This window comes from Pseudoflavonifractor sp. MCC625 (genome assembly GCF_018784545.1).
Lineage (GTDB): Bacteria > Bacillota > Clostridia > Oscillospirales > Oscillospiraceae > Pseudoflavonifractor_A > Pseudoflavonifractor_A gallinarum.
In genome coordinates this window covers 158,642-179,961 of the sequence record NZ_WQOJ01000010.1, presented here as the reverse complement: position 1 = coordinate 179,961, position 21,320 = coordinate 158,642, and the positions used below count along the sequence as shown (strand labels likewise).

Annotated in this window: 20 protein-coding genes; 8 read left to right on the top strand and 12 right to left on the bottom strand. The window is 54.2% G+C overall.

Features of this window, described 5'->3' with window-relative positions; genetic code table 11:
* Window positions 1-15: 15 nt before the first annotated feature.
* From GPK94_RS03760 to GPK94_RS03730, 7 genes are all read left to right on the top strand, one after another.
* Window positions 16-1,014, top strand: a complete 999-nt coding sequence (locus tag GPK94_RS03760) for a dihydroxyacetone kinase subunit DhaK (protein WP_101692154.1) — start codon at window positions 16-18, stop codon at window positions 1,012-1,014.
* A gap of 3 nt (window positions 1,015-1,017) precedes the next feature.
* Window positions 1,018-1,905 carry a 3-hydroxy-5-phosphonooxypentane-2,4-dione thiolase gene (gene lsrF / locus GPK94_RS03755; RefSeq protein ID WP_215654533.1) on the top strand — a complete coding sequence of 296 codons (888 nt, stop codon included), beginning with the start codon at window positions 1,018-1,020 and terminating at the stop codon, window positions 1,903-1,905.
* A 26-nt stretch (window positions 1,906-1,931) separates the two neighbouring features.
* Window positions 1,932-2,252 (top strand): hypothetical protein, encoded by a 321-nt coding sequence (locus GPK94_RS03750; RefSeq protein WP_101692156.1) that lies wholly within the window; start codon window positions 1,932-1,934, stop codon window positions 2,250-2,252.
* A gap of 429 nt (window positions 2,253-2,681) precedes the next feature.
* Window positions 2,682-4,211 carry a sugar ABC transporter ATP-binding protein gene (locus GPK94_RS03745; protein ID WP_215654531.1) on the top strand — a complete coding sequence of 510 codons (1,530 nt, stop codon included), beginning with the start codon at window positions 2,682-2,684 and terminating at the stop codon, window positions 4,209-4,211.
* On the top strand, window positions 4,208-5,251 hold the full coding sequence (locus GPK94_RS03740; RefSeq protein WP_215654529.1) for an ABC transporter permease: 1,044 nt from the start codon (window positions 4,208-4,210) through the stop codon (window positions 5,249-5,251). The genes GPK94_RS03745 and GPK94_RS03740 overlap by 4 nt, the downstream gene beginning before the upstream one ends.
* Window positions 5,232-6,287, top strand: coding sequence for a hypothetical protein (locus tag GPK94_RS03735; protein ID WP_195279045.1), 1,056 nt, complete (start codon window positions 5,232-5,234; stop codon window positions 6,285-6,287). Before GPK94_RS03740 ends, GPK94_RS03735 begins: the two co-directional genes overlap by 20 nt.
* A gap of 34 nt (window positions 6,288-6,321) precedes the next feature.
* Window positions 6,322-7,485, top strand: a complete 1,164-nt coding sequence (locus GPK94_RS03730) for a DUF3798 domain-containing protein (RefSeq protein WP_215654527.1) — start codon at window positions 6,322-6,324, stop codon at window positions 7,483-7,485.
* Window positions 7,486-7,575: 90 nt separating this feature from the next.
* Here GPK94_RS03730 and GPK94_RS03725 read toward each other — a convergent pair whose 3' ends face one another.
* From GPK94_RS03725 to GPK94_RS03715, 3 genes are all read right to left on the bottom strand, one after another.
* Window positions 7,576-8,421: an S-layer homology domain-containing protein gene (locus tag GPK94_RS03725; RefSeq protein WP_215654526.1), complete on the bottom strand. Its 846-nt coding sequence runs from the start codon at window positions 8,419-8,421 to the stop codon at window positions 7,576-7,578.
* Between the two features lie 110 nt (window positions 8,422-8,531).
* Window positions 8,532-10,634: a rubrerythrin gene (gene rbr, locus GPK94_RS03720; protein ID WP_215654524.1), complete on the bottom strand. Its 2,103-nt coding sequence runs from the start codon at window positions 10,632-10,634 to the stop codon at window positions 8,532-8,534.
* Entirely contained in the window at window positions 10,601-10,978 is a 378-nt protein-coding gene (locus GPK94_RS03715; protein ID WP_215654522.1) for a transcriptional repressor, read from the bottom strand. The genes rbr and GPK94_RS03715 overlap by 34 nt, the downstream gene beginning before the upstream one ends.
* Before the next feature lie 417 nt (window positions 10,979-11,395).
* Here GPK94_RS03715 and GPK94_RS03710 point away from each other — a divergent pair, with 417 nt between their 5' ends.
* On the top strand, window positions 11,396-12,856 hold the full coding sequence (locus GPK94_RS03710; RefSeq protein ID WP_215654520.1) for a recombinase family protein: 1,461 nt from the start codon (window positions 11,396-11,398) through the stop codon (window positions 12,854-12,856).
* 438 nt (window positions 12,857-13,294) lie between these two features.
* Here GPK94_RS03710 and GPK94_RS03705 read toward each other — a convergent pair whose 3' ends face one another.
* Genes GPK94_RS03705 through GPK94_RS03665 form a run of 9 tightly spaced genes read right to left on the bottom strand, consistent with a single transcriptional unit; the run spans window position 13,295 to window position 21,308 of the window.
* A complete protein-coding gene (locus tag GPK94_RS03705) occupies window positions 13,295-13,960 on the bottom strand; it encodes a UDP-N-acetylglucosamine pyrophosphorylase (RefSeq protein ID WP_101692169.1) in 666 nt (221 codons plus the stop codon).
* A 24-nt stretch (window positions 13,961-13,984) separates the two neighbouring features.
* Window positions 13,985-14,818 carry an XrtA system polysaccharide deacetylase gene (locus GPK94_RS03700; protein WP_101692170.1) on the bottom strand — a complete coding sequence of 278 codons (834 nt, stop codon included), beginning with the start codon at window positions 14,816-14,818 and terminating at the stop codon, window positions 13,985-13,987.
* A 9-nt stretch (window positions 14,819-14,827) separates the two neighbouring features.
* Entirely contained in the window at window positions 14,828-15,901 is a 1,074-nt protein-coding gene (locus tag GPK94_RS03695) for a GNAT family N-acetyltransferase (RefSeq protein ID WP_193539160.1), read from the bottom strand.
* 23 nt (window positions 15,902-15,924) lie between these two features.
* Window positions 15,925-16,272: an EamA family transporter gene (locus tag GPK94_RS03690; RefSeq protein WP_193539158.1), complete on the bottom strand. Its 348-nt coding sequence runs from the start codon at window positions 16,270-16,272 to the stop codon at window positions 15,925-15,927.
* Window positions 16,273-16,277: 5 nt separating this feature from the next.
* Window positions 16,278-16,574, bottom strand: coding sequence for a DUF2304 domain-containing protein (locus tag GPK94_RS03685; protein WP_215654518.1), 297 nt, complete (start codon window positions 16,572-16,574; stop codon window positions 16,278-16,280).
* A gap of 38 nt (window positions 16,575-16,612) precedes the next feature.
* Window positions 16,613-17,329 (bottom strand): glycosyltransferase family 2 protein, encoded by a 717-nt coding sequence (locus GPK94_RS03680; RefSeq protein ID WP_215654516.1) that lies wholly within the window; start codon window positions 17,327-17,329, stop codon window positions 16,613-16,615.
* A 54-nt stretch (window positions 17,330-17,383) separates the two neighbouring features.
* Entirely contained in the window at window positions 17,384-17,680 is a 297-nt protein-coding gene (locus GPK94_RS03675) for a hypothetical protein (RefSeq protein ID WP_215654514.1), read from the bottom strand.
* Between the two features lie 56 nt (window positions 17,681-17,736).
* On the bottom strand, window positions 17,737-20,289 hold the full coding sequence (locus GPK94_RS03670; RefSeq protein WP_215654512.1) for a hypothetical protein: 2,553 nt from the start codon (window positions 20,287-20,289) through the stop codon (window positions 17,737-17,739).
* The gene (locus GPK94_RS03665; protein WP_101692179.1) at window positions 20,196-21,308 is read right to left on the bottom strand and encodes a hypothetical protein; all 1,113 of its coding nucleotides are present in this window, start codon (window positions 21,306-21,308) and stop codon (window positions 20,196-20,198) included. The genes GPK94_RS03670 and GPK94_RS03665 overlap by 94 nt, the downstream gene beginning before the upstream one ends.
* Window positions 21,309-21,320 lie beyond the last annotated feature (12 nt).

Here is a 21,320-nt window from a genome sequence, read left to right as displayed (position 1 = left end):
GGGAGGTAATGTCACATGAAAATGAAGAAGTTTATCAATGCCCCTGAGACCATCACGGACGAGGAACTGATCGGACTGGGCATGGCCTATCCCGATATTCTGGACGTGGACGGCCATCTGGTCATCAGCAAAGACCTGGCAAACGCCGACCGCGTGACCATCGTCACCTACGGCGGCTCGGGCCATGAGCCCGCCCAGGCCGGCTTTGTGGGTAAGGGCATGCTGGACGTGCAGGCCGTGGGCGACATCTTCGCCGCCCCCAACGCCAAGCTGGTCTTTGACGCTATGAAGCTGGCCGACAAGGGCCACGGTGTACTGCTCCTTACACTGAACTACGCGGGCGACCAGCTGGCCGGCAAGCAGGCCATCAAGCTGGCCCAGAAGGCCGGCCTCAACTTCCGCCAGGTGGTCACCGGGGAAGAGGTCCAGTACGACCCCAACGGCGAGGACAACAAGCGCGGCCTGGCCGGTGCGGTGGCCCTCTACCACATCGCAGCCGCCGCTGCCCGGGAGGGCAAGAGCCTGGACGAGGTGGCCGAGATCGCCCAGCGCTACGCCGACAACATGGCCTCCATCACAGTCAAATCCACCGACGCCACCCATCCCCAGAACGGCATGTCCTTCGGCGACCTGGGTGAGACCGACATGATGGAGATCGGCGCGGGTCAGCACGGCGAGGGCGGCGGCGTCCGGGTTCCCATGATGTCCTCCAAGGACACGGTGGCCACAGTGGCCGAGGCTCTGAGCAAGAAGCTGGATCTGAAGGCGGGCGACAAGACCTTTGTGATGATCAACGGCTGCGGCGCCACCACTATGATGGAGATGCTGGTGCTCTTCAAGGACACGGTGGAGTTCCTGAAGGCCAAGGGCGTAGAGGTGGTCGCCAGCATGGTGGGCGAGATCCTCACGGTCCAGGAGGCCGGCGGCTTCCAGATGAACATCGCCAAGTGGGACGAGGAGTTCATCCGTCTGTGGAACACTCCCTGTCACACCCCCGCATACAGCAAGGAGTAAGTTATGGCAGATAACATTGGAAACAAGGCCGCCCACGACTACCACCTGGACACCCCCGTGGCCCTGGATGGCTTCTTCGTCAAGGGCGCGGCCCACAGCGACTGGGGTATGCAGAACCGTCTGGCCCGGCTCTTCAACCCGAAATCCGGCAACACCGTCATGCTGGCCTTTGACCACGGCTATATCATGGGCCCCACCGCCGGTCTGGAACGGATCGACCTGGTCATTCCGCCCCTCATCCCCTATGTGGACGTACTCATGGGCACCAAGGGAGTCCTCCGCTCCTGCATCTCCCCCGCCGCCCGGGTAGCCAAGTGCGTGCGGGTCACCTATGATACCACCGTCCTCTTTGATGAGATGTCCAACGGCGGCGGCATCGCCTGCGACATCGAAAATGCCATCCGCATGAATGCCGACTGTATGGCCGTGCAGACCTTCCTGGGCGCCCCCGGCGAGTCTCGCTCCCTGGAGCTCCTCGCCCGTACCGCCGACGCCGGGACCAAATACGGCATCCCCACCCTGGGTGTGGTGGCCGTGGGCAAGCAGATGGAACGCACCGAGAAGTTCTTCCAGCTGGCCACCCGGGTACTGGCAGAAAACGGCGCCAATATCGTCAAGAGCTACTACTGTGAGGGCTTTGAGCGGGTGGCCGCCGCCTGCCCGGTGCCCATCGTCATTGCCGGCGGCAAGAAGCTGCCCGAACTGGAGGCTCTGGAGATGGCCTACCGCGCCATCCAGGAAGGAGCCCACGGCGTGGATATGGGCCGGAACATCTTCCAGTCCGACTGTCCCGCCGGTATGGCCCAGGCCATCGGCGCGGTGGTCCACCAGGGCAGCACCCCCAAGGAGGCCTTCCAGGTCTATGAGGCCGTGAAAAACGGGGAAATTTGATTTCAAATCGTATAGGAGGCATCATTATGTCCGCTGAGTATATGCATATTGGTATCCCCGTCACCAACCGCAAGCCCAACATGACCTACAATGCAGAGGCCAAATTCTGGGTAAGCTGCGTGGATGACTATGACTACAAGATCGAATATCTGAAGTTTGAGGAGGGCACCCCCTTCCCCGAGGATATCCACCGCAACCCCCATGTGGCCTATAAGGTGGACAATCTGGAGAAGTACATCGCCGACGCCGACCGCGTTATCTGCGGCCCCATGCCCGCCGGGGAGAAGGACCGTCTGGCCTTCGTGTGGAAGGACGGCGCGATCATCGAGCTCTATGAGGCGAATTGAACCTCCGTGCAGTGCATTGCCAAACGCTTCGGAAGGAATGGTAACTGAGCGATTTGGTCCTGCTACTGCGGAGTAACATAACGTTTTTTCTGGCACTTTTAAGGGAGCCGCCGCAACATAAAATGTTGCAGCGGCTCCCTTCCTTTTTGCCACGGGTCATTGCATCCCCATGCCGGACTGTGTGTTTCCCGCTCCAGCCGCATAGAGAAACCCTATATATTTCGTGCCATTATTACATCTAAAGATAAACCTTGACAAACGCCCCCCCTTCCAGTATCCTACCATAGGCATTGGCCTTTTTCCCAATGAAACCACACAGTCAGTTTTCCAAGCACGGTGCATGCTTCCACATCCCATCGCGTTTGGGGAACTGTTTTTTTATGTCTACTTAGAAGCACCATTCTGCTGAACCCATCTGCGGAGGGCATTATGCTGGAACTCAAACATCTGTCAAAGGCATTTGACGGACACACCGTACTCAACGACATTAACCTGACCATTCTCCCCGGAAAGGTCCACGGTCTCATCGGCGCCAACGGCTCGGGAAAGAGCACCCTCATGAACATCCTCAACGGCAACGAGACCATCGCCCGCTCGGGGGGCTATACCGGCCGGATCCTCCTGGACGGCCGGGACATCACCATCCAGAATCACAGCCAGTCCGTGGCCTGCGGCATCGCCATGGTACACCAGGAACTGGCTCTGTTCTCCGGCATGACTGTGACGGAAAATATCAAGATCAACCGGGAGAAAACCCGGTTTTCCACCCCGCTCCTGCCCGAGCTCTCCCTGCTGGACCCAAACAAAAATGTTCGCGACGCCCAGCACGCACTGGAGGCCATCGGCGCCCATATGGACCCGGGCCAGGTGATCGACGCCCTCTCCCTGAACCAGAAGCAGTTTGTGGAGCTTGCCCGGGAGCTGGACCAGCAGAACATCCGTCTGCTGATCCTGGACGAGCCCACCAGCTCTCTCAACATCACCGAAACCAAGGCCCTTCTCTCCTGTATCCGGGAGATTGCGGACCGGGGCATCGCCGTCATCTTCATCTCCCACCGGCTGGAGGAGATCATGCAGGTCTGCGATACCGTCTCCGTGCTCAGGGACGGCGCACTGATCTCCACCTATGAGAAGGCCGATTTTTCCATCGGAGCCTTTGCCGACGACATGGTCGGGCGGAAAATCGTCAAGACCCAGCGCGCGGCAAAGAAGCAGAAAGGCGACGTCCTGATGCAGCTCTCCCAGATCAATGGCACCGAGCTGGATATCCGGGAGGGGGAGGTGCTGGGGATCACCGGCCTGGTCGGTCAGGGTCAGGAACTGCTGGCAGAAGGCCTCTTCGGGCTCAAGCCGGCTAGCTTCCAGGCCCGTTTCAAGGGGGAGAAGCTCTCCCTGGGGGATAACAGCACCCTGACCGCCCGGGGGATCTACTACCTCTCGGACGACCGGGCAAAGACCAGCCTCTTCCGGGAGAGCCCGGTCTGGAAAAACATGATCTTCGGCACGGAGCTGCGGCACCGGGAATTTCTGCGCTGGAAGGCTTGCCCCGCTCTCTCCCTGCTGGACCGGAAGGCCATCCAGGCCCACGCCCAGGCCATGATCGAGCAGCTCAACATCGTCTGCCGCTCGCCCGACGCCCCGGTCCGGGAGCTCAGCGGCGGCAACCAGCAAAAGGTCTGCATCGCCCGGGCCCTCACCTTTGCGCCCGAGCTGCTCTTTGTCAACGAGCCCACCCGCGGCATTGACATCTATTCCAAAGAACTGATTCTGGACTGGCTCTTGAAGATGAACGAGCGGGAACACACCACCGTCGTCATTACCTCTGGCGAGCTGGAGGAGCTGGTCCGGGTCTGCGACCGGGTGGTGGTCATGTATCAGGGTCAGGTATTTCAGACCTTCGAGGGCGAGATGGACCTGGAAGAACTGACGCTGTCGCTGTACGGGAGGGGAAACGCATGAAGCTTCACGCCATCAATCCTCCGCGGTTCATCATGTCCCTCTACATGCTGGTGCTCCTGATCCTGGCCGTGCTGGTGGACATCAGCTTTGTCAGCCTTATCAACGACGCCCTCATCAAATGGGCCATGAACGGCATTCTGGTCCTCTCCCTGATCCCCATGATGAACGTGGGCGCCGGACGAAACTTCGGTATGTCCATCGGACTCTCCGCCGGTCTTCTGGGGATGGTATTCGCCCTCAATTACAAGATGACCGGCTGGCTGGGCTTCTTTGTATCCCTTCTGGTGGGGGCTGCCATCGCCGTTCTCTTCGGCTTTGGATACAGCAAGATCCTGAACCGCCTCAAGCTGAACGAGGAGATCGTAGGCACCTTTGCCGGGTACTCCTTCATCCCCATCATGAACATCTTCTATACCTTCGTCCCTGTGACCAACCGCCAGATGCTCTATCCCATCGGCGGACAGGGCCTGCGCCCCCGGGTCAACCTGGACATCTACTTCGGCGGCATTCTGGACCGGCTGTGGCAGATCAAGGTGGGGGAGATCGTCATTCCGGTGGGCCTGCTCCTCTTTTTCTTTGTCATCGCGGCCCTGCTCTGGCTCTTCTCCAAGACCCGCACCGGCATCATCTTCTCCGCCATCGCGGAAAATGAGCGCTTTTCCAGCCTTGCCGGTCTGCGGGTGGACCGGTACCGGACCATCGGCATCATCCTCTCCATGCTCCTGGCCGCCGTGGGCGTGGTGGTCTACTCCCAGAGCTACGGCTTCCTGCACCTCTACGACGGGCCCTTTATGATGAGCTTCCCCGCCATTTCCGCCATTGTCATCGGCGGCGCCAGCCAGAAAAAGGCCACGGTGGCCAACGCGCTGATCGGGACCTTCCTGTATCAGACCACCTATCTCCTGTCCATTCCCGTGGCCAACGCCCTTCTGCTGCCGGAAATGGCCGAGATCCTCCGCACCATCGTCACCAGCGGCATTATTCTTTATGCGTTTATCTTCCAGAGAAAGGATGCGGGAAATGAAGTTCTTAAAAAATAACCTGGTCCCCATTGCCGTATTCCTGCTCTGCCTGCTGTCCTTTCACTACGCCGGGGTGAGCCTTTCCTATCTCTCCTCGGAGGTCTATACCCGCTTCATCCGCAACACTCTCTTTGTCCTGGCCCTGATCCTGCCGGTGACCTGCGGCATGGGCATCAACTTCGCCATTGTGGTGGGGGCCATCTGTGCCCAGACCGCCATCGTCCTGGCTATGGACCTGAATCTCTCCGGCCTCCCCATCCTGCTCTTTGTGGTGGGAGTCAGCATTGCGCTGTCGGTGCTCTTCGGCACCCTGGTGGCCATGCTGCTCAACCGGGCCCGGGGGACCGAGATGATCGTCTCCATCATGATCGGACAGCTCAGCTCCGTCCTCTACCAGTTTGTCTTTATGGTGGGCTACGGAACTATTTTCCACCCCGCCAATGAGGCGATCCTGCTGGATACCGGCGTGGGCGTACGCAACATGCTGGATGTGGCCCCCCTCAAGCAGGTGTTCACCAGCGTCCTGCCCTTTACACTGGACGGAAAGGTCTACTCCCTGCTGCCGCTTCTCATCATCGGCACCTTTACCCTGATCCTGATCTATCTGCAAAAGTCCAAGCTGGGGGTCCTGGCCAAGGCGGTGGGCAGCGATCTGCACAATGCCAATCTGCTGGGCATCAACAGCAACCGCATCCGCACCATCTGCATCGTAATCTCCACGATCTTTGCTGCCATGAGCCAGATCATCACTGTGGGCGACTTTGGCACCGCTCTGGTCTACACCGGACATCTGGGGATCGAGACCTATGCGGCCGCGGCCATTTTAGTGGGCGGCGCCACCATCCGGGAGGCCAAACTGCGCAACTGCTTCCTGGGCGTGGTGCTCTTCCACACCCTCTTCATCACCTCCCCCATGGCGGGCCAGAATCTCTTCAACAACCCCTCCGTAGGCGAATACTTCCGGTCTTTCCTGGCCTACGGCGTGATCGTGATCGCCATTATCATGAATCTCAAGAAGGAAAAGGATCTGAAACTTCAGAATTTTAAAGCGTAGGCTTTAAAAAATAGAATCAGGAGGAATACACACCATGAAGAAACTCGTTTCCCTGCTGCTGTCCGTGCTGATGGTCGTATCCATGGCCGCCGGATGCAGCACCACCGGGAGCAATCCCCAGGGCACCCCGGCTGCCAATCCTTCCGCCAGTGCCGCCGCTGAGGACTCCTACAAGATCGGCATCGTGACCCCCACCCTGACCGTCTCTGAGGACGAGTTCCGCGGCGCCCAGGAGATGGTGGAGAAGTACCCCGACATCGTGGTGCACAAGACCCTGCCCGAGGACTTTGCCACCAACGTGGAGGGCTGCATCTCCGTGGTCACCAGCCTGGCCGATGACCCCGAGATGAAGTACATCCTCTTCAACAACGGCATGGAGGGCATTGTCCCCGCCTTCCAGACCATCAAGGAGAAGCGCCCCGACATCACCACCATCGTCACCAGCAACGACGATCCCCAGCTTCTCAACGACTATGTGGATCTGGCCATCAACACCGACTGGGTCCGCCGCGGCGTGACCATCCCCACCAAGGCCTATGAGATGGGCGCCCGGACCTTCATCCACTACTCCTTCCCCACCCACATGGCCTCTGAGTCCAAGGTCCAGAGACGGGACATGATGAAGGCCACCTGTGAGGAGCTGGGCATGGAGTTTGTGGAGATCATGACCCCCGATCCTCAGACCGGCAACGGCAAGGCCGCCATGCTCCAGTTCCTCCGGGAGGACCTGCCCCGCCAGATCGAGAAGTACGGTCCCAACACCAACATCTTCGGCACCAACTGCCCCATGTACGACGTGATCCTGGACGAGGCCTTCAAGCAGGGCTTCATCGTGGCCGAGCAGTGCTGCCCCACCCCCACCCAGGCCTACCCCACCGTTCTCAACCTGGAGATCACCGAGGATGATCTGGGCGACTATGACAAGATCAACAGCATGATCACCGAGAAGGCCGCCGAGGCCGGTATGACCGGTAAGCTGTCCGGCTGGGCCATGCCCTCCTCCGTCTACGTGCCCCAGTTCCAGGTGGAGCTGGCCGTCTATATGCACGACAACGACCTGACCATCAACGACGTCCTGAGCAAGGAGTTCCTGGACAACTTCTCCAAGGAGCATATGCCCGTGGCCGCCGACTTTGCCATGGCCGGCGAGGGTCTGGACCACTACTGGATGCTGATCCTGGAGGATATCTACTATTAATCTCTGATCCCCCACACAGAGCAATCCCCCTGCCGGAATATTTCCGGCAGGGGGATTTTTCATGTTCCAGCCCGCTTGGTACGATCGATCCTAGGAAAGGATTGCATTCCAGAATTCAAGGCCATCTCTTTTCTCATACCCGTGTCCGTTGGCCGCTTCACAGATGTCAAAATAGGCCCCGTGGGACTTTGAAACATCCCGGAATTCCCGCAGCCCATGGTCTTCGGCAAGGAAGGCCCGATCTGCGCTGCGTCCCAACATCCGGTTCAGGATGGCGGCTGCCTGGGCGCGGGTCATGGGCTGTTCCGGTCCAAAGGTGCCGTCCGGATACCCGGAAATCCAGCCGTACCAAATAGCGCTCTGAACCTCCTCATAAAACCAGTCATCCTCCTGGACATCCGCAAAGGTCATGCCTCCCGCTTCCACAGGATGTGCAAACCGCCCGGCCATTGCGACAAATTCTGCACGGGTAATCGGTGCTTCCGGCCAGAATTTCTCACCGCCTACCCCTGCAACCACTCCCATGGATGCCAGTGTGTTGACTGCCCTGGCATACCACGCATCCTCCGGCACATCGTAGCCCAGGATAACAGCATCCTTTGTCGCCACGGCGCGCTGCACATGGTGTGTCTCCCCATGGTGCAGGCGGAGAAAGGCCTGCTGCACCGGGATGGAGCGCTCCAGCATGGTCTTCATCGTGGTATCATAGCCGCCGTACCGCACCCGGCTCACATACAGAAGCCGGGTGCTGGCGGCGATGGCCGGATAGACCTTCACGGCGTCATCCCGGATGACACAGCGGCCCGGTGTTTTGGTCCAGCAGCCAAAACAGCCGATGCAGTGCTTGATGTTCAGACTGGACAGGTCGATATACTCCAGATCCGGCACGAAAAGTCCCGGCAGGTCCAGAGGTCGGTCGCTTAAGATGAGATTCATAAAAACTCCTGATATTGGGTATGTTTCACTCAGGTAAACGGAGCCGCGTGGTCTTCTGCCTCACGATAGCTTTCCCCGATATGGAGATCCAAGCCGCGCTTCCGGGACGATCAATAGTTATCCTCGTGGATCTCGAAGAAGCTCTTTCCGTACTGGCAGGTGGGGCACACCTCCGGCGCGGCCGTGCCCACCACAATGTGGCCGCAGTTGCGGCACTCCCACACCTTGACTTCGCTCTTCTCGAAGACCTGTGCGGTCTCTACATTGTGCAGCAGCGCACGGTAGCGCTCCTCGTGGCGCTTCTCAATGGCGGCCACCAGGCGGAACTTGGCGGCCAGCTCCGGGAAGCCCTCCTCCTCAGCGGTCTTGGCAAAGCCGTCATACATGTCGGTCCACTCGTAGTTTTCGCCCTCGGCGGCATGGCGCAGATTCTCGGCAGTATCCCCCAGGCCGTGAAGCTCCTCAAACCACAGCTTGGCATGGGCCTTCTCATTTTCGGCGGTCTTGAGGAACAGCTCCGCAATCTGCTCATAGCCCTCCCGCTGGGCTACCGAGGCAAAATAGGTGTATTTATTCCGGGCCTGGGACTCTCCGGCGAAGGCGGCCTCCAGGTTCTTTTCGGTCTGGGTCCCGGCGTACTTGCCTGCGCTCTTGACAGGGGCCGCCTCCATCAGTTCAAAGGCAGAGGCGGGCTGCTTGCAGATGGGGCAGAACTCCGGGGCGCTGTCGCCCTCGTGAATATATCCGCACACTTTGCATTTCCACTTCTTCATGGTCTTTTCTTCTCCTTTCTGATTGGGACGATCCGTCTGGATAAGTCCGCTTTGGTCCTGATAGGTGGTGTGGAGCATCTTCTCGGCCATCTCGCTCAGAGGCTTGCCATAAAAGGCCTCGTAGACCGCCTGAATCTCCGGGTTCTCATGGCTGCTGCGCAGCGCCATGGAGCTGTCCCGCCGGTAGAGGGCGGCAATCCGGCTCTTGCGGGTCTCATCCCCGTCGCGCAGTAAATCCTTTGGCTGTCCGCCGCCGCCGATGCAGCCGCCCGGACAGGCCATCACCTCTACGAAGTGGTACTCCTTCCCGCTCTCCTGAATGTGCTTCAAAAATGTTCTGGCATTGGCGGTGCCAAAGACCACTGCCACCTGCAGTGTCTGGTCTCCGATCTCCACCTGGGCCTCCCGCACCCCTTCATAGCCTCTCACGCTCTCCAGCTCCAGCAGGGCGGCCGGAGCCTCCTGTCCGGTAAGGTATGCATAGGCAGTACGCAGTGCAGCCTCCATCACACCGCCGGTATTGCCGAAGATAACTCCGGCTCCCGAGGCCGTGCCCATCAGGGAATCATAGGCCGAGTCCTCCAGGGTATTCCAGTCCACCCCCGCTTCCTTGGCCCACCGGGCCAGCTCCCGGGTGGTGATCACCTGGTCGGTATCCCGCATCCCCTCTACACCGTGGTAGTCGGCGGCGGCATGCATCTCCTCCCGCCGGATCTCAAATTTTTTGGCGGTACACGGAGTCAGGGCCACATGGACGATTTTACGGGGGTCCAGCCCCATTTTCTGCGCAAAATAGGTCTTGACCGTGGGCCCCTGCATCCCGATCGGGCTCTTGGCGGTGGAGAGGTGGGGCAGCAGCTCCGGGGCATAGATCTCCGCAAAATGGACCCAGCCCGGGCAGCAGCTGGTGAACTGGGGCAGCGGCCGGTCCTTCTCCGTTATGCGGCGGATAAGCTCACTGGCCTCCTCCACAATGGTGAGATCGGCTGCAAAGTTGGTATCCAGCACATAGTCCGCGCCCAGTGCCCGGAGGAGGGCCACCATCTTTCCCTCCACAAAGGCGCCCGGTTCCATCCCGAAGGCCTCGCCCAGACTCGCCCGCACGGAGGGAGAGGTGCTGACCACCACCACCCGGTCGGGGTCTGCGATGGCCTGCCGCACCTGGGGACACTCGTCCCGCTCGGTGATGCTGTCCACCGGGCAGACATTGGCACACTGGCCGCAGTAAATACAGATCGCCTTTCCTCCGGTTTGCTCCAGGGTATAGGTGCCGTGCACGCCCATTCGTTCGGTGCAGGCCTCCTTACACATACCACAGCGGATACACTTCTCTTCCCAGCGCACGATGCTGGGGTTGTCCTCCTCAATCGGGACACGGACAGACAGGGGCAAATGCTTCAGTTTCCTCACGTTCCTTTCTCTTGGGCTTCGTTTCTGCATTCCTCACATAGGTATATCAGCTTCAGATCATAGGACAGGATCGAACGACCGGCCGCCTGTTCCAGCTGCGCCGTCAGGTCCCCCAGATCCACATCCGACAGGCGTCCGCATCGCTTGCACACCAAATGATCATGCCGCTCGATCCGATCATAACGATCCGCCATTCCCTCTACCGATATTTTGCGGATCGCTCCCGCACTCCACAGCCGGTTGAGGTTATTATAGACGGTCGCCAGGACGACAGTCGGGTAGGTTTTCCGCAATTCGTCAAAGACCTGCTCGGCCGTCATATGGCTTCGGGATGCCGTTACCAACTCCAGAATCTTTGCCTCGTACTTTGTCATTTCACCACAACTCTTTTTTAGAATTATTCTAATTCTATTATAACTATTTTTTGATCTATGTCAAGGACATCTCTCTCCCCCACAAAGGACAAGGCCCCGGAGGATTCTCCGGGGCCTTGTCTTGTTTCCTGTCATGAAAACACAGCCTGTCCTGCTGGTCGCATAGAGCCGCTTCCACTTGCATAGGGTAATCTGTCCGACCGGCCAGTTTGTCCGAAAGGAGGGTCTCCCATTGGAAATCATACATCAGCATCCCATACAGGCCAACGATAAGGCCCGCAATGCCCTTTTGGAAACGCTATACCAGCGCTGTATCACAGAACTTCGGGAACAGCACCGTATTCTTCCCTGCTCCACCGAGGTCCGCGGAAGATAGCATCCTAAAAAATATGTGAGTGAGGACAGGAGGTGTCCGCCTTGGATGCGATCTATGCCCGGCAGTCCGTGGACAAGGCGGACAGCCTCTCCATCCAGGGACAGATCGATCTGTGCCGCCGGGAAGTATCTCCGGAATATCAGGTCTACGAGGACAAGGGGTATTCCGGTAAAAACACCGACCGCCCCGCCTTTCAGCGGCTCATGGCCGATGTGGAACAGGGGCTCATCCGGAAGATCGTGGTCTACCGTCTGGACCGCTTCTCCCGGTCCATTGCCGACTTTGGTCGGCTGTGGGAGATCCTGAAGCGACACAAAGTCGAGTTCATATCCATCAATGAGACCTTTGATACCTCCACGCCCATGGGCCGGGCCATGCTGAACATCATCATGGTCTTTGCGCAGCTGGAGCGGGAGACCACCGCCGAACGGGTACGGGACAACTACTTCCAGCGGGCCAAGCTGGGCTCCTGGCCCGGGGGGCCGGCCCCCTATGGGTTCTCCATCCAGAAACTTCCCGCCGCGGATGGGCGGCAGGTCCCCGCTCTCTGTCCCAACGAGCACGCGGCCGTGGTGCAGCGGATCTTTTCCGCCTATGCCCAGCCGGAGGCTACCCTGGGCAGTGTGGCCCGCGCTCTGAATGGGGATGAGATCCCCGGCCCAAAACGCCCCGCCTGGGACAATGTGACCCTCTCCCGCATCCTGCATAGCCCGGTATACGTCATGGCAGACGAGGATGTCTACCTCTTCTATCAAGGGAAGGGGCTCCGCTGCTCCAATCCGCTGGACGAGTTTAATGGCCTCCACGGGGGAATGATCATCGGAAAGCGGGACCGGAGCGCCGGAAAGTATCAGGACCTCCGGGACCAGCATTTTTCGCTGGCCCTCCACCACGGGATCATTCCCTCCACCCTGTGGCTCCAGTGCCAGTATAAGCTGGAGGCAAACCGCCAACTGGGCGGCTCCGGCCGTGGAAAGCACACCTGGCTCTCCGGGCTTCTGAAATGCGCCCACTGTGGATACAGTGTCAAGGTAAACCGGGATGGCAGCAAGTTCTATCTGCTGTGCAGCGGGCGTTCTAACCTGGGGCTATGTGACCATTCCATCCGGGTGGACCTGCGGGCACTGGAGGCGTCGGTAGCCGCCGAACTGGAACAGCTGCTGCTGGAGTGTCCCGATATGGAGGAACCCCAGGGAGAAGATGCGGAAAGTGCCCGGCTTCTGGCGGAGATCGACCAGAAGATCGACCATCTCATGTCCGCTCTGGCCGAGGGCTCTGCCCTGACCATGGCCTACATCAACCGGACCATTCAGAAGCTGGAGGCCCAGCGGCAGGAGATTCTGGCAAAGCAAGCCCAAATACATACCAAAAAGCAGGTACCGAAGTGGAAACGCCTTCAATTTGCCCCCCTGAGCTTTGAGCAGAAAAAGATCGTCGCCGCCCAGTTTATCCGGGAGATCAAACTAGACGGCGAGCGGGCGGAGGTGGTTTGGAGGATCTAATGGGAGAATCACGTAGTGTACGGCTCCTCTCATATTTTATAAAGTATAAAGGGAACCGCTGCAGAAGTTTTCATTCTGCAGCGGTTCCCTTTTCTCTGTGCTCCCACTCTTAAAATACTAAGACATTCACTTCCACTTTTTCAGTGCAATGATCACCAGCAAACGATCTGCAAGCTCCTCACAAAATATGAATGAGTCCGAATGTTACCATCGTCATGATAGATGCTGCAATACAGACACCCAGGAAAATAGCGGGAATGGCCTTTAACCGCATGTCCAACACCACCGCTGCCAGGGCCACGGGATAGTCCAGCCATAGGGCAGACCACCCCGCAGCTCAACAATAGGCACCATGGAAATCAAAAATGTGGCAATCAGTCTACCGAATGTCGTGGATGTAAGCCAGGTGATCATATAGGTCTTTCCGCCTTGTCTGGTTTAGTTTTTTTCTCGTTTCACTATATTGTTTGCGCTTTTAAAAATACTCTCTGCGGGAATCACTCCCCGGACAGACGACAAGGGATAGACACTCGTTCCGCGACCAATCACTGTTCCCGGATTCAATACGCTGTTGCATCCAACCTCCACAAAGTCCCCCAGCATGGCACCAAACTTTTTCAGGCCGGTAGGAATCTCTGTATGGCCATCTTTTACAACCACCAGTGTCTTGTCACTCTTGACATTGGAGGTAATAGAGCCGGCCCCCATATGCGCTCGGTATCCCAATATGGAATCTCCTACGTAATTGTAGTGCGGGACTTGTACGTTATCAAACAGAATGACATTTTTCAGTTCCACAGAGTTCCCTACGACGCAGTTCGCTCCTACTAGTGCGTTTCCTCGAATAAATGCACAATGCCGTATCTCTGCATCCTCACAAATAATACAGGGCCCTGTGATACTGGCTGTGGGTGCAACACGTGCGGATTTTGCAATCCAGACAAATTCATCTGGATGGTCAAATACTTCCGTGGGCAGCTGTGGCCCCAGTTTTTTCAAGAAATCGCCGATCTGCGGAAGCACCTGCCATGGATACTCTGTGGCTTCAAACAATGCTCCAGCCAGTGTGTGGGAAAGATCAAACAAATCTGGATTCTGATACATACAATTCCCCTTCTTTTATCGCCGTTATCTTTTTTGATTCACATATTCAGCCATAGACTGACAATCAAAATCTCGCAGCATATGTTCCATCTTCCGGCGGCATGCTCCAATACCATAATAATGGATCAGCGCATCCCGTTTGCTGAGTTTGAGTCTGGGCTGCTGAGGATCAATTTCCCGCGGATGCAAATAAAATACCACCGGATGCCCCTCACGGTTGACTTGCTTTGCAAACATATGAATAAACGGATAGGGCAGTGCCCGAAAATAGAATCCCCCCGAAAACGGGATATTCATCCCGGGCACCCGTACCGTAGAAGGCGGAATCTCCAGCAAGTTTGTTGCCTCCGGATGATACTGAACGGCCGGAAACGGAAATCTAGGTGCACCGCTGATTCCATACAGAAAATTTTTGAAGGGGAAAATGCTACTGTCATACACAAACCCCTCCTCTTGCAAGATTGCAAGGGCCCAAAGAGACTCCTCCGTAATGGACCAAGATGGTGCCCGGTACCCTAACACCGCTTTCCCAGTAATATCCTCCAAGAGTTTTTTGCTCCGCTGGATATCTTCCCGAAAGGCCTCGGGTGACTGCTTATAGACCAACTGATGCCCATATCCATGACTTGCGACCTCATGTCCGGCCTGTGCAATCTTCCTTACCAAATTCGGGTGCTGTTCTGCCACAAATCCGAGGACAAAAAACGTTGCTGTGGCATTGTTCCGTTCCAGCGCCTCCAAATATACTTCTGTGTTCTCTTCCACTGTAGACTTCACTGCCGCATCATTTTGGAAAAGACCATCTTCATAATTTGCGTGGAACCAGTCCTCAGTGTCAATTGTAAAAATATTTTTCATACGCATCTCTTATATTACATCATAGTCGCCCATCGTAAAGAACCAATTCTTCACATCGCAGACGCCTTTTTCTTCCAGCGACTGATCAAACAACCGCAAAATCAGCGGAAATGGCTGCGGTTCAAATCTCTTCGGACAACGGAAAAAGCCGAGCTTTTTCAAAACCGCAGATTCCTGGGTATGTCCAAACATCAGACAGCCAGCCAGACTTGCCCCTTGGTTTTGCATCTCATGCAGAAGCTTCCGCAAAAGCCGCTCGGCAGCTTCCGCATAGCCATCGGCAAACAGGAAATCCGCCAACATGGCACACTGCATCCCGGCTACCTCCATGATCCGTCCCACCGCAAAGCAGACAGGCCGGCCATGCTCCACGGCCAGATAGGGGAAATAGGTCCTACGGGGCATATCCAGATAGCGGAACCGGACAAATGCGCCGTCCCGGATGTTCATTACCGGGTATTTCCCCTTCACCGCATTCCAGAATTCATCTACCAATTCCAGCCGCTCTTTCGTAACCGGTAAAATTTCAAGTGCTCCCTCTTTCACGCTTTCTTTGATTCGGAAAAAAGGATCGGTAGGCTTTCCAAAAACGGAGAGAACTTTACTGTGCAAAAACTCTTCCACCATCTGGGATGGGCGCAATGGACGCAGCAGGAGGGGGATTTGACCGAGTTCTTTAAAATTCAGTTTCTTGATAAAGCCGGGATAGGAATTCGGATTTGGCATCCCATAGCAAAAAGCATGCCCAAGTTCCTCTTCTCTACGGTACGTTTCTTCCGCAAGGCCAGTAAAAATACCTTGTCCCCGATACTTCTTTCCGGTGAGAGTATTGAGTGAGTTGGAACTTTGCCGCAGTTGCCCATGGATCAAAAAGCGCATGGGCCAGACCACATACTGTCCCGCCAGCGCACCATCCTGCGCATCCACCGCCAAATCGATCAGGGCATCACCCGCCGGGTTTTTAAAATACTGATATCGCAAGAAATCCTCATTGGCAATGTCATTGTCTAGTCCATACTGCTCCTGTGCCATGGATAATATCGCCGGAAAATCATCTGTCGAAAATGCTTTATGCTTCCACATACTTTCTTCCCTCAATCCATAATTCATCCATGCGTAGCAATCATCACACCGCAGACAATCACCAATACTCCAACCCACCGGGTAATTGATATACTCTCTTTGAATACAAGCATGGACGCAAGTAATACCAGCGGGAATGCCAGCGCCTGGATCGGATAGGCAAAACTGATTGGCACCTTGCTTAAAATATAGAGCCAAAGCCCAGTTGTAGCTGCATACAAGCACAGCGCACAAAATACCACCGGAGAAAAGAACAGCCGAATAATGTCCACAATCCCAGTAATCGATTTCCCACTGGAACCATACTTAAACAGCATCTGTCCTGTGGCCATCAAAGCGGTGTTTAGCAAACACAAAAGTGTCATCTTCATGATGGTTATTTCTCCTTTTCTAAGTCCCGCACCCGTTGTTCCAACAATGCCACAACTTGCGCCAACTGCTTATTTTTCTCATTCAGCTTAGAGACAATCGCAGTGAGTGACATCAAGATCATAATTACACAGAAGAAAATCAACGAGAACAGTGCATTTGTCGGCTCATAAATGCCGATCAATGCAGCAAACCAATCCAAAAGATGCGGAAATACAGCCAACACCAGCATCAAAATGCCAGAAAATATCCAGAGGAGCGTATATTTTAAATGTAAACTTCTCTTTTTCAGCAGCAGGAGCAACAACCGCCACTGCGAAAAGCATCACAATTTGAAGTGTCCTACTGATCATTTTTTGCCTCCCTTCCGTACATAAGACGGAACAAGATCAAAGCCAGGGAGACCTTGATCATATAATACACCGAACGAACCGGGTTAATCGAACTGACTCCCCCCTGACGCTCCCGCATTTGGACAGGCACTTCCACAATTTTCGCCCCAGCAAGTCCCGCCGCTAAAATTGCCTCTGGTTCGGGATAGTCTTGTGCATAATCGGCAGCAAATCGCTCAATCATGCTCCGGTTTACCGCCCGCATACCACTGGTCACATCCCGAACCTTTACACCACAGAGAAGATGAATCAGTCCACTGAGAAAATTAATCCCCAGCCGGCGCAGGCCGGTTGACTGAAATCCCTCCTTTTCAAGGAAACGCGAGCCAATGACCACATCGGCTTCCCCGCGCTCAATCGGTGCAATTAGATCCTGCAAATACTGCGCATCGTGCTGGCCGTCACCATCAAATTGGATGGCAATATCATAGCCATACTCCAACGCATAGCGGTAGCCCGTCTGCACACCACCACCGATCCCGAGATTGATGGGGAGGTCCAGATAGTTGGCTTCTGCTTTTCTGAGCACGCTCTTTGTCTTGTCGGTAGAGCAGTCATTGATCACCAGATACTGGATGCTCTCCGGCCCGCTCTTCTGAATATCTCTTATGGTTTTCAGAATATTTTGCTCCTCATTGTAGGCGGGAACGATTACTAAAACTTTCATATGACCTCAAGCTTATCATCTATTGTACCATCTCTGGTACCTAATTTTTTATTCCTATCCCACGATGGCATAAATTTGCCATGGGTCAATTGAATCTTCATAGACCAACTCAATGGCCCCAGTGCTTACTAACTCCTCCGGTACTCCAACAGATGTGAAAATATATTTTATTCCAAGCTTATTTGCCGTCTCCAAGTTAATATAAATTATTCTGTTTGTACCATCGACCTTTTCACTCTTTTCATAATCGTATATTTCGACTCGATTTTCTCCAACTGTCAAGCGCATATCAATATGGGCATACTGATTCCAGTAGTGCTCGTATTCATGATTCGGATCAATTGTCTCCATCATGGTCCAATCCGGATAATAGTAGGTTCCGCTGACACGAGCTACGCCCTGTGCGCTTACCAGATTCGAAATCGTCGGACTTCCACTGACCATCCACCGCCGGGATCCTCTGCATTGAGCTGCCGAATGGCCTGCATGGTTGTCTTTTCAAACATAGAGTCCGTACCGCAGGTAATCGGATCGATCCAAACTGTAGAAAAGACATTCAGTGCAACGAGCAGGGACATAAAGTAAGTGCAGGAGCGTCTCCCCCCTCGCAAAAGCAGATATGCCATATAGCAAAGGAGCGTTACAATACAGACAAAAAATACGGTGCCAAACCGAACCGCACAAAAATAGCTAAATACGTTCTCACAGTTGGACCCTACAGATAATAGGAAGAGCCACAGCGCGCCACAGATTACCAACGCCTTTCGTGTACAAATCCCCTGTATCTCCTCTTCCAGCATGGGGACCAGTGATATCAGAGTAAGTGTATAGCCGATCCCACACGCAATCATCATCCGGCTGGGATAACTCATGGACAGCAGTGTGATTTGATTGATGATCGGCATTTCTGGGAGCCAAGCTATCAGTGCCAACAAGGTTGATATGCCACACAATAGGGCCGGCAAGAGCACTTTTTTCTGACGGCGTACGATCAGCCAGATAATCAGAGGGACCGTAACAATGCCAAATGAATAGAATTGACTGATTTCACACGAGTTGGAAAAGTCCGGATGCCGAATAAAAGCAGTAAATGGGTTGATCAGCTGGTAGAGCGGATACTCTGCGGGGAGAGAAATCCACGCTCTTGTTGCTCCTGGATAAACCGTATCCAGCATAGTTTGAATTGCCGGTCCAGACATCAGCCAGAAGCGCACCAGTAGCCCCGCAAACGGAAGGGCGACCAACACATAGGTACACAGGCGTCGGGGCGCAAAGGGATGCTTGTCCCAGTTTCTCCATATAATCCAGATTACAACCCCCAACAGCACATAAGCCACCGGGACTTGGCAGGCCGGATAAATTGTCAGTATATAACAAGTTAAGAAGTAAAATACACCAACAATCGACAGTCCTCGGAGCACTCTTCTCTCTGCTTGGAAGTATGCATAATAGCACGCCACTGCAAAAAAGCCAAACGTATATAATTCCGTGGTGGACTGAGACAGCCACCACCGAATCGCAGGTGCGAATGTGAAAATCATCGCCCCGTAAAATCCATATCGGTTCCGTCCCGTTAGGATACGGCAAAGCTCAAATGCAGACATAAAGAGTGTAATAATCTTCCACCACCAGTAAAATGCAAACGCATTCGCTGCCGGCAAAAACAAAAATCCCAGCAAAGATGGCCGGAATAGGATGATCGGATCTTTTACTGGTGAAAATGCGGATACAATCATATCCGCCCCGTCCATCATCAGCTTATCGTTGTAATAAGGAAGATCGTCACCACCATTTACCTGCGCAAAATAATAGGGCTTCTCCGTTGCCCACTCATCTCCACGAATTCCCTGCGGAATTCCCAACAGAGTGCTGCACTGGTACTCTTCCGTATTTCCCAGCAGCATTCCGTCGTAAAAGCCCAAGGAAGAACCGGTGTATTCCCCGCAGGTCATAAGGACAAGAAGCAGCGTTGCCAGGAGATACCGGTAACGTACGGTTCTCTCCCCTCCCAGCAGCAGGCATAGCATTCCAACAAAAATCAAAATAAAGAAAAAGCCTGCACGCAGCAATGAAAAACTGCTTCCTGCGCTGAAGTACCGGGTCATCGTGTCCATTCCCAAAAAAACAGCCGCACGATATAGGATTTTTAACAGCACTCCATCTATCACAAGGGCAATACATGCTGCGGAAACTGCACACACACCTACTCCCAACACTGCACGCTTGTAATCATTCGGGATATGCACATATACCCACAAATCATGCCCCAATTGATATAGTTTCCTAAAAATTTTAGCAAAACCTCTGGCCAAAATATCAATCCATGTCAGCGCACACGCAAGCGCTACCACCGCAGCAAGGGCAGTCACTGTTTTCAGAGAGATTCTTGCAGTTACTGCCTGTGTCAAATCGGTATCCGCGGCAATGAATCCATCTGTTCCTGTGACTGTGTATACAACTGCGCCGTCTTTTTCTTCGCTATTTATAATATCATTTTGGACTTCAAACCAGTTAAAAATATCGGAGGAATCAAAACAATATTCCTCAAATAAGGTCGGCTGGACCGTAATGTAAAACAAAGTCATCGTTCCGGGAGATGTTCCAAAATCCAAACGGATCCGATTCATCCCTTCCTTTGGAACCGGGATAAAAACCGTCTGTCTCCCTGCACTTAAAGGAACGGCTTCGGACATATGGGTATCATCAAAGCGATACTCGCCCACCATTCCATTGTCATAAAACAAATTGATACTTGTTGCAATATCCGATTGCATATCAATCGCAACATGAGGCTCCCAGCTCTGTATATAGAACATGAAGCCTACTGCAACCAAAATGATGAATATAATTGCACGTTTCCAAATTTTCATCGTTTTATCCACTGTACAAACGCCTTTGCCAGCCCGCAAATTCCTTTGCTTGCGAGTATGACCCGCGCCTTTTGCAGTCTCCTCTTCCATTTAGACGGTTTCTTTATTTTCCCATTGCTTTCAACACCAAGTAACTCCTGGTAAATCTTATTCGACTTCGCAAACGGGTCGTCATACAAAAACATCACATCGTAGTTTTCCCGGTACGCCTCACGCACCTCACGCTTTACTTCTTCTCCTGAATAGTAATTCGCGTAGCTCCATGGCGTTTTCGAGATATGATCTGCGTCGTTTTGATTGTGCTCGGCCGCATACTTTGCATAGAGTTCACGAAATAGTTGCCCTTCCTCAGGAAGCCATTTATCCATGCAATTTTCCGCACTGGCACCAAATCCGGAGAAATGGATGAAGCGCAGCGGATCTCCCTCAATATAGTATCCGCCGTCATCCCGCGTAATATTGCAATTCATAAGTGACCAGGGCGCAAAGTCATATCCATGATGTTTGAAAATCTTAGCATCAAAAAAGCTTGGAACAAGATCAAACCATTTTTGGTCGGTAAAAATTCCTCTTTGGATGTCATCATAGCAAAAGAGGTACAGTCTTTCCGCCCACCAATCAACGCACTTTCTTCCTTCGTCGCTGCGTTTAATGCCCAAAAATCCGAGGTTATATACGCCATGTGCGGTACTGGAAAGCTCCATATCAATGTTACCCGGTTTGAGCAGGTGCGGACAAAGAACAATCGGATATTGATCCAACATCTCTCTCAGCTCAACAAAATCACTATACACATAAGTGTCCGGATCCAGATACACAAATTTATCTTCTTCCGTAAAGCGATCCATCAAGTACCGAAAAAACTGCCCCTTTACCGCTGTAGAAGCTTCCACGATGCTATGCTTAAAAATGAAACGGTCAAAATTTCCTTCCCAAGCATCTTTCGCTAAAACAATGTGATCAAAGCACTCATCTGGTATCGCATTTGAAATTTCTCTTTCTACCAGGCACAGCACCATAGTTGCATCTGGAATGTTCCTTTTTACCGACTGTGCCAAAGTTCTTGCTTTGTGCACGTAATTAGCACACACAGAAGTAAATATAATCATGCGTATAAACTC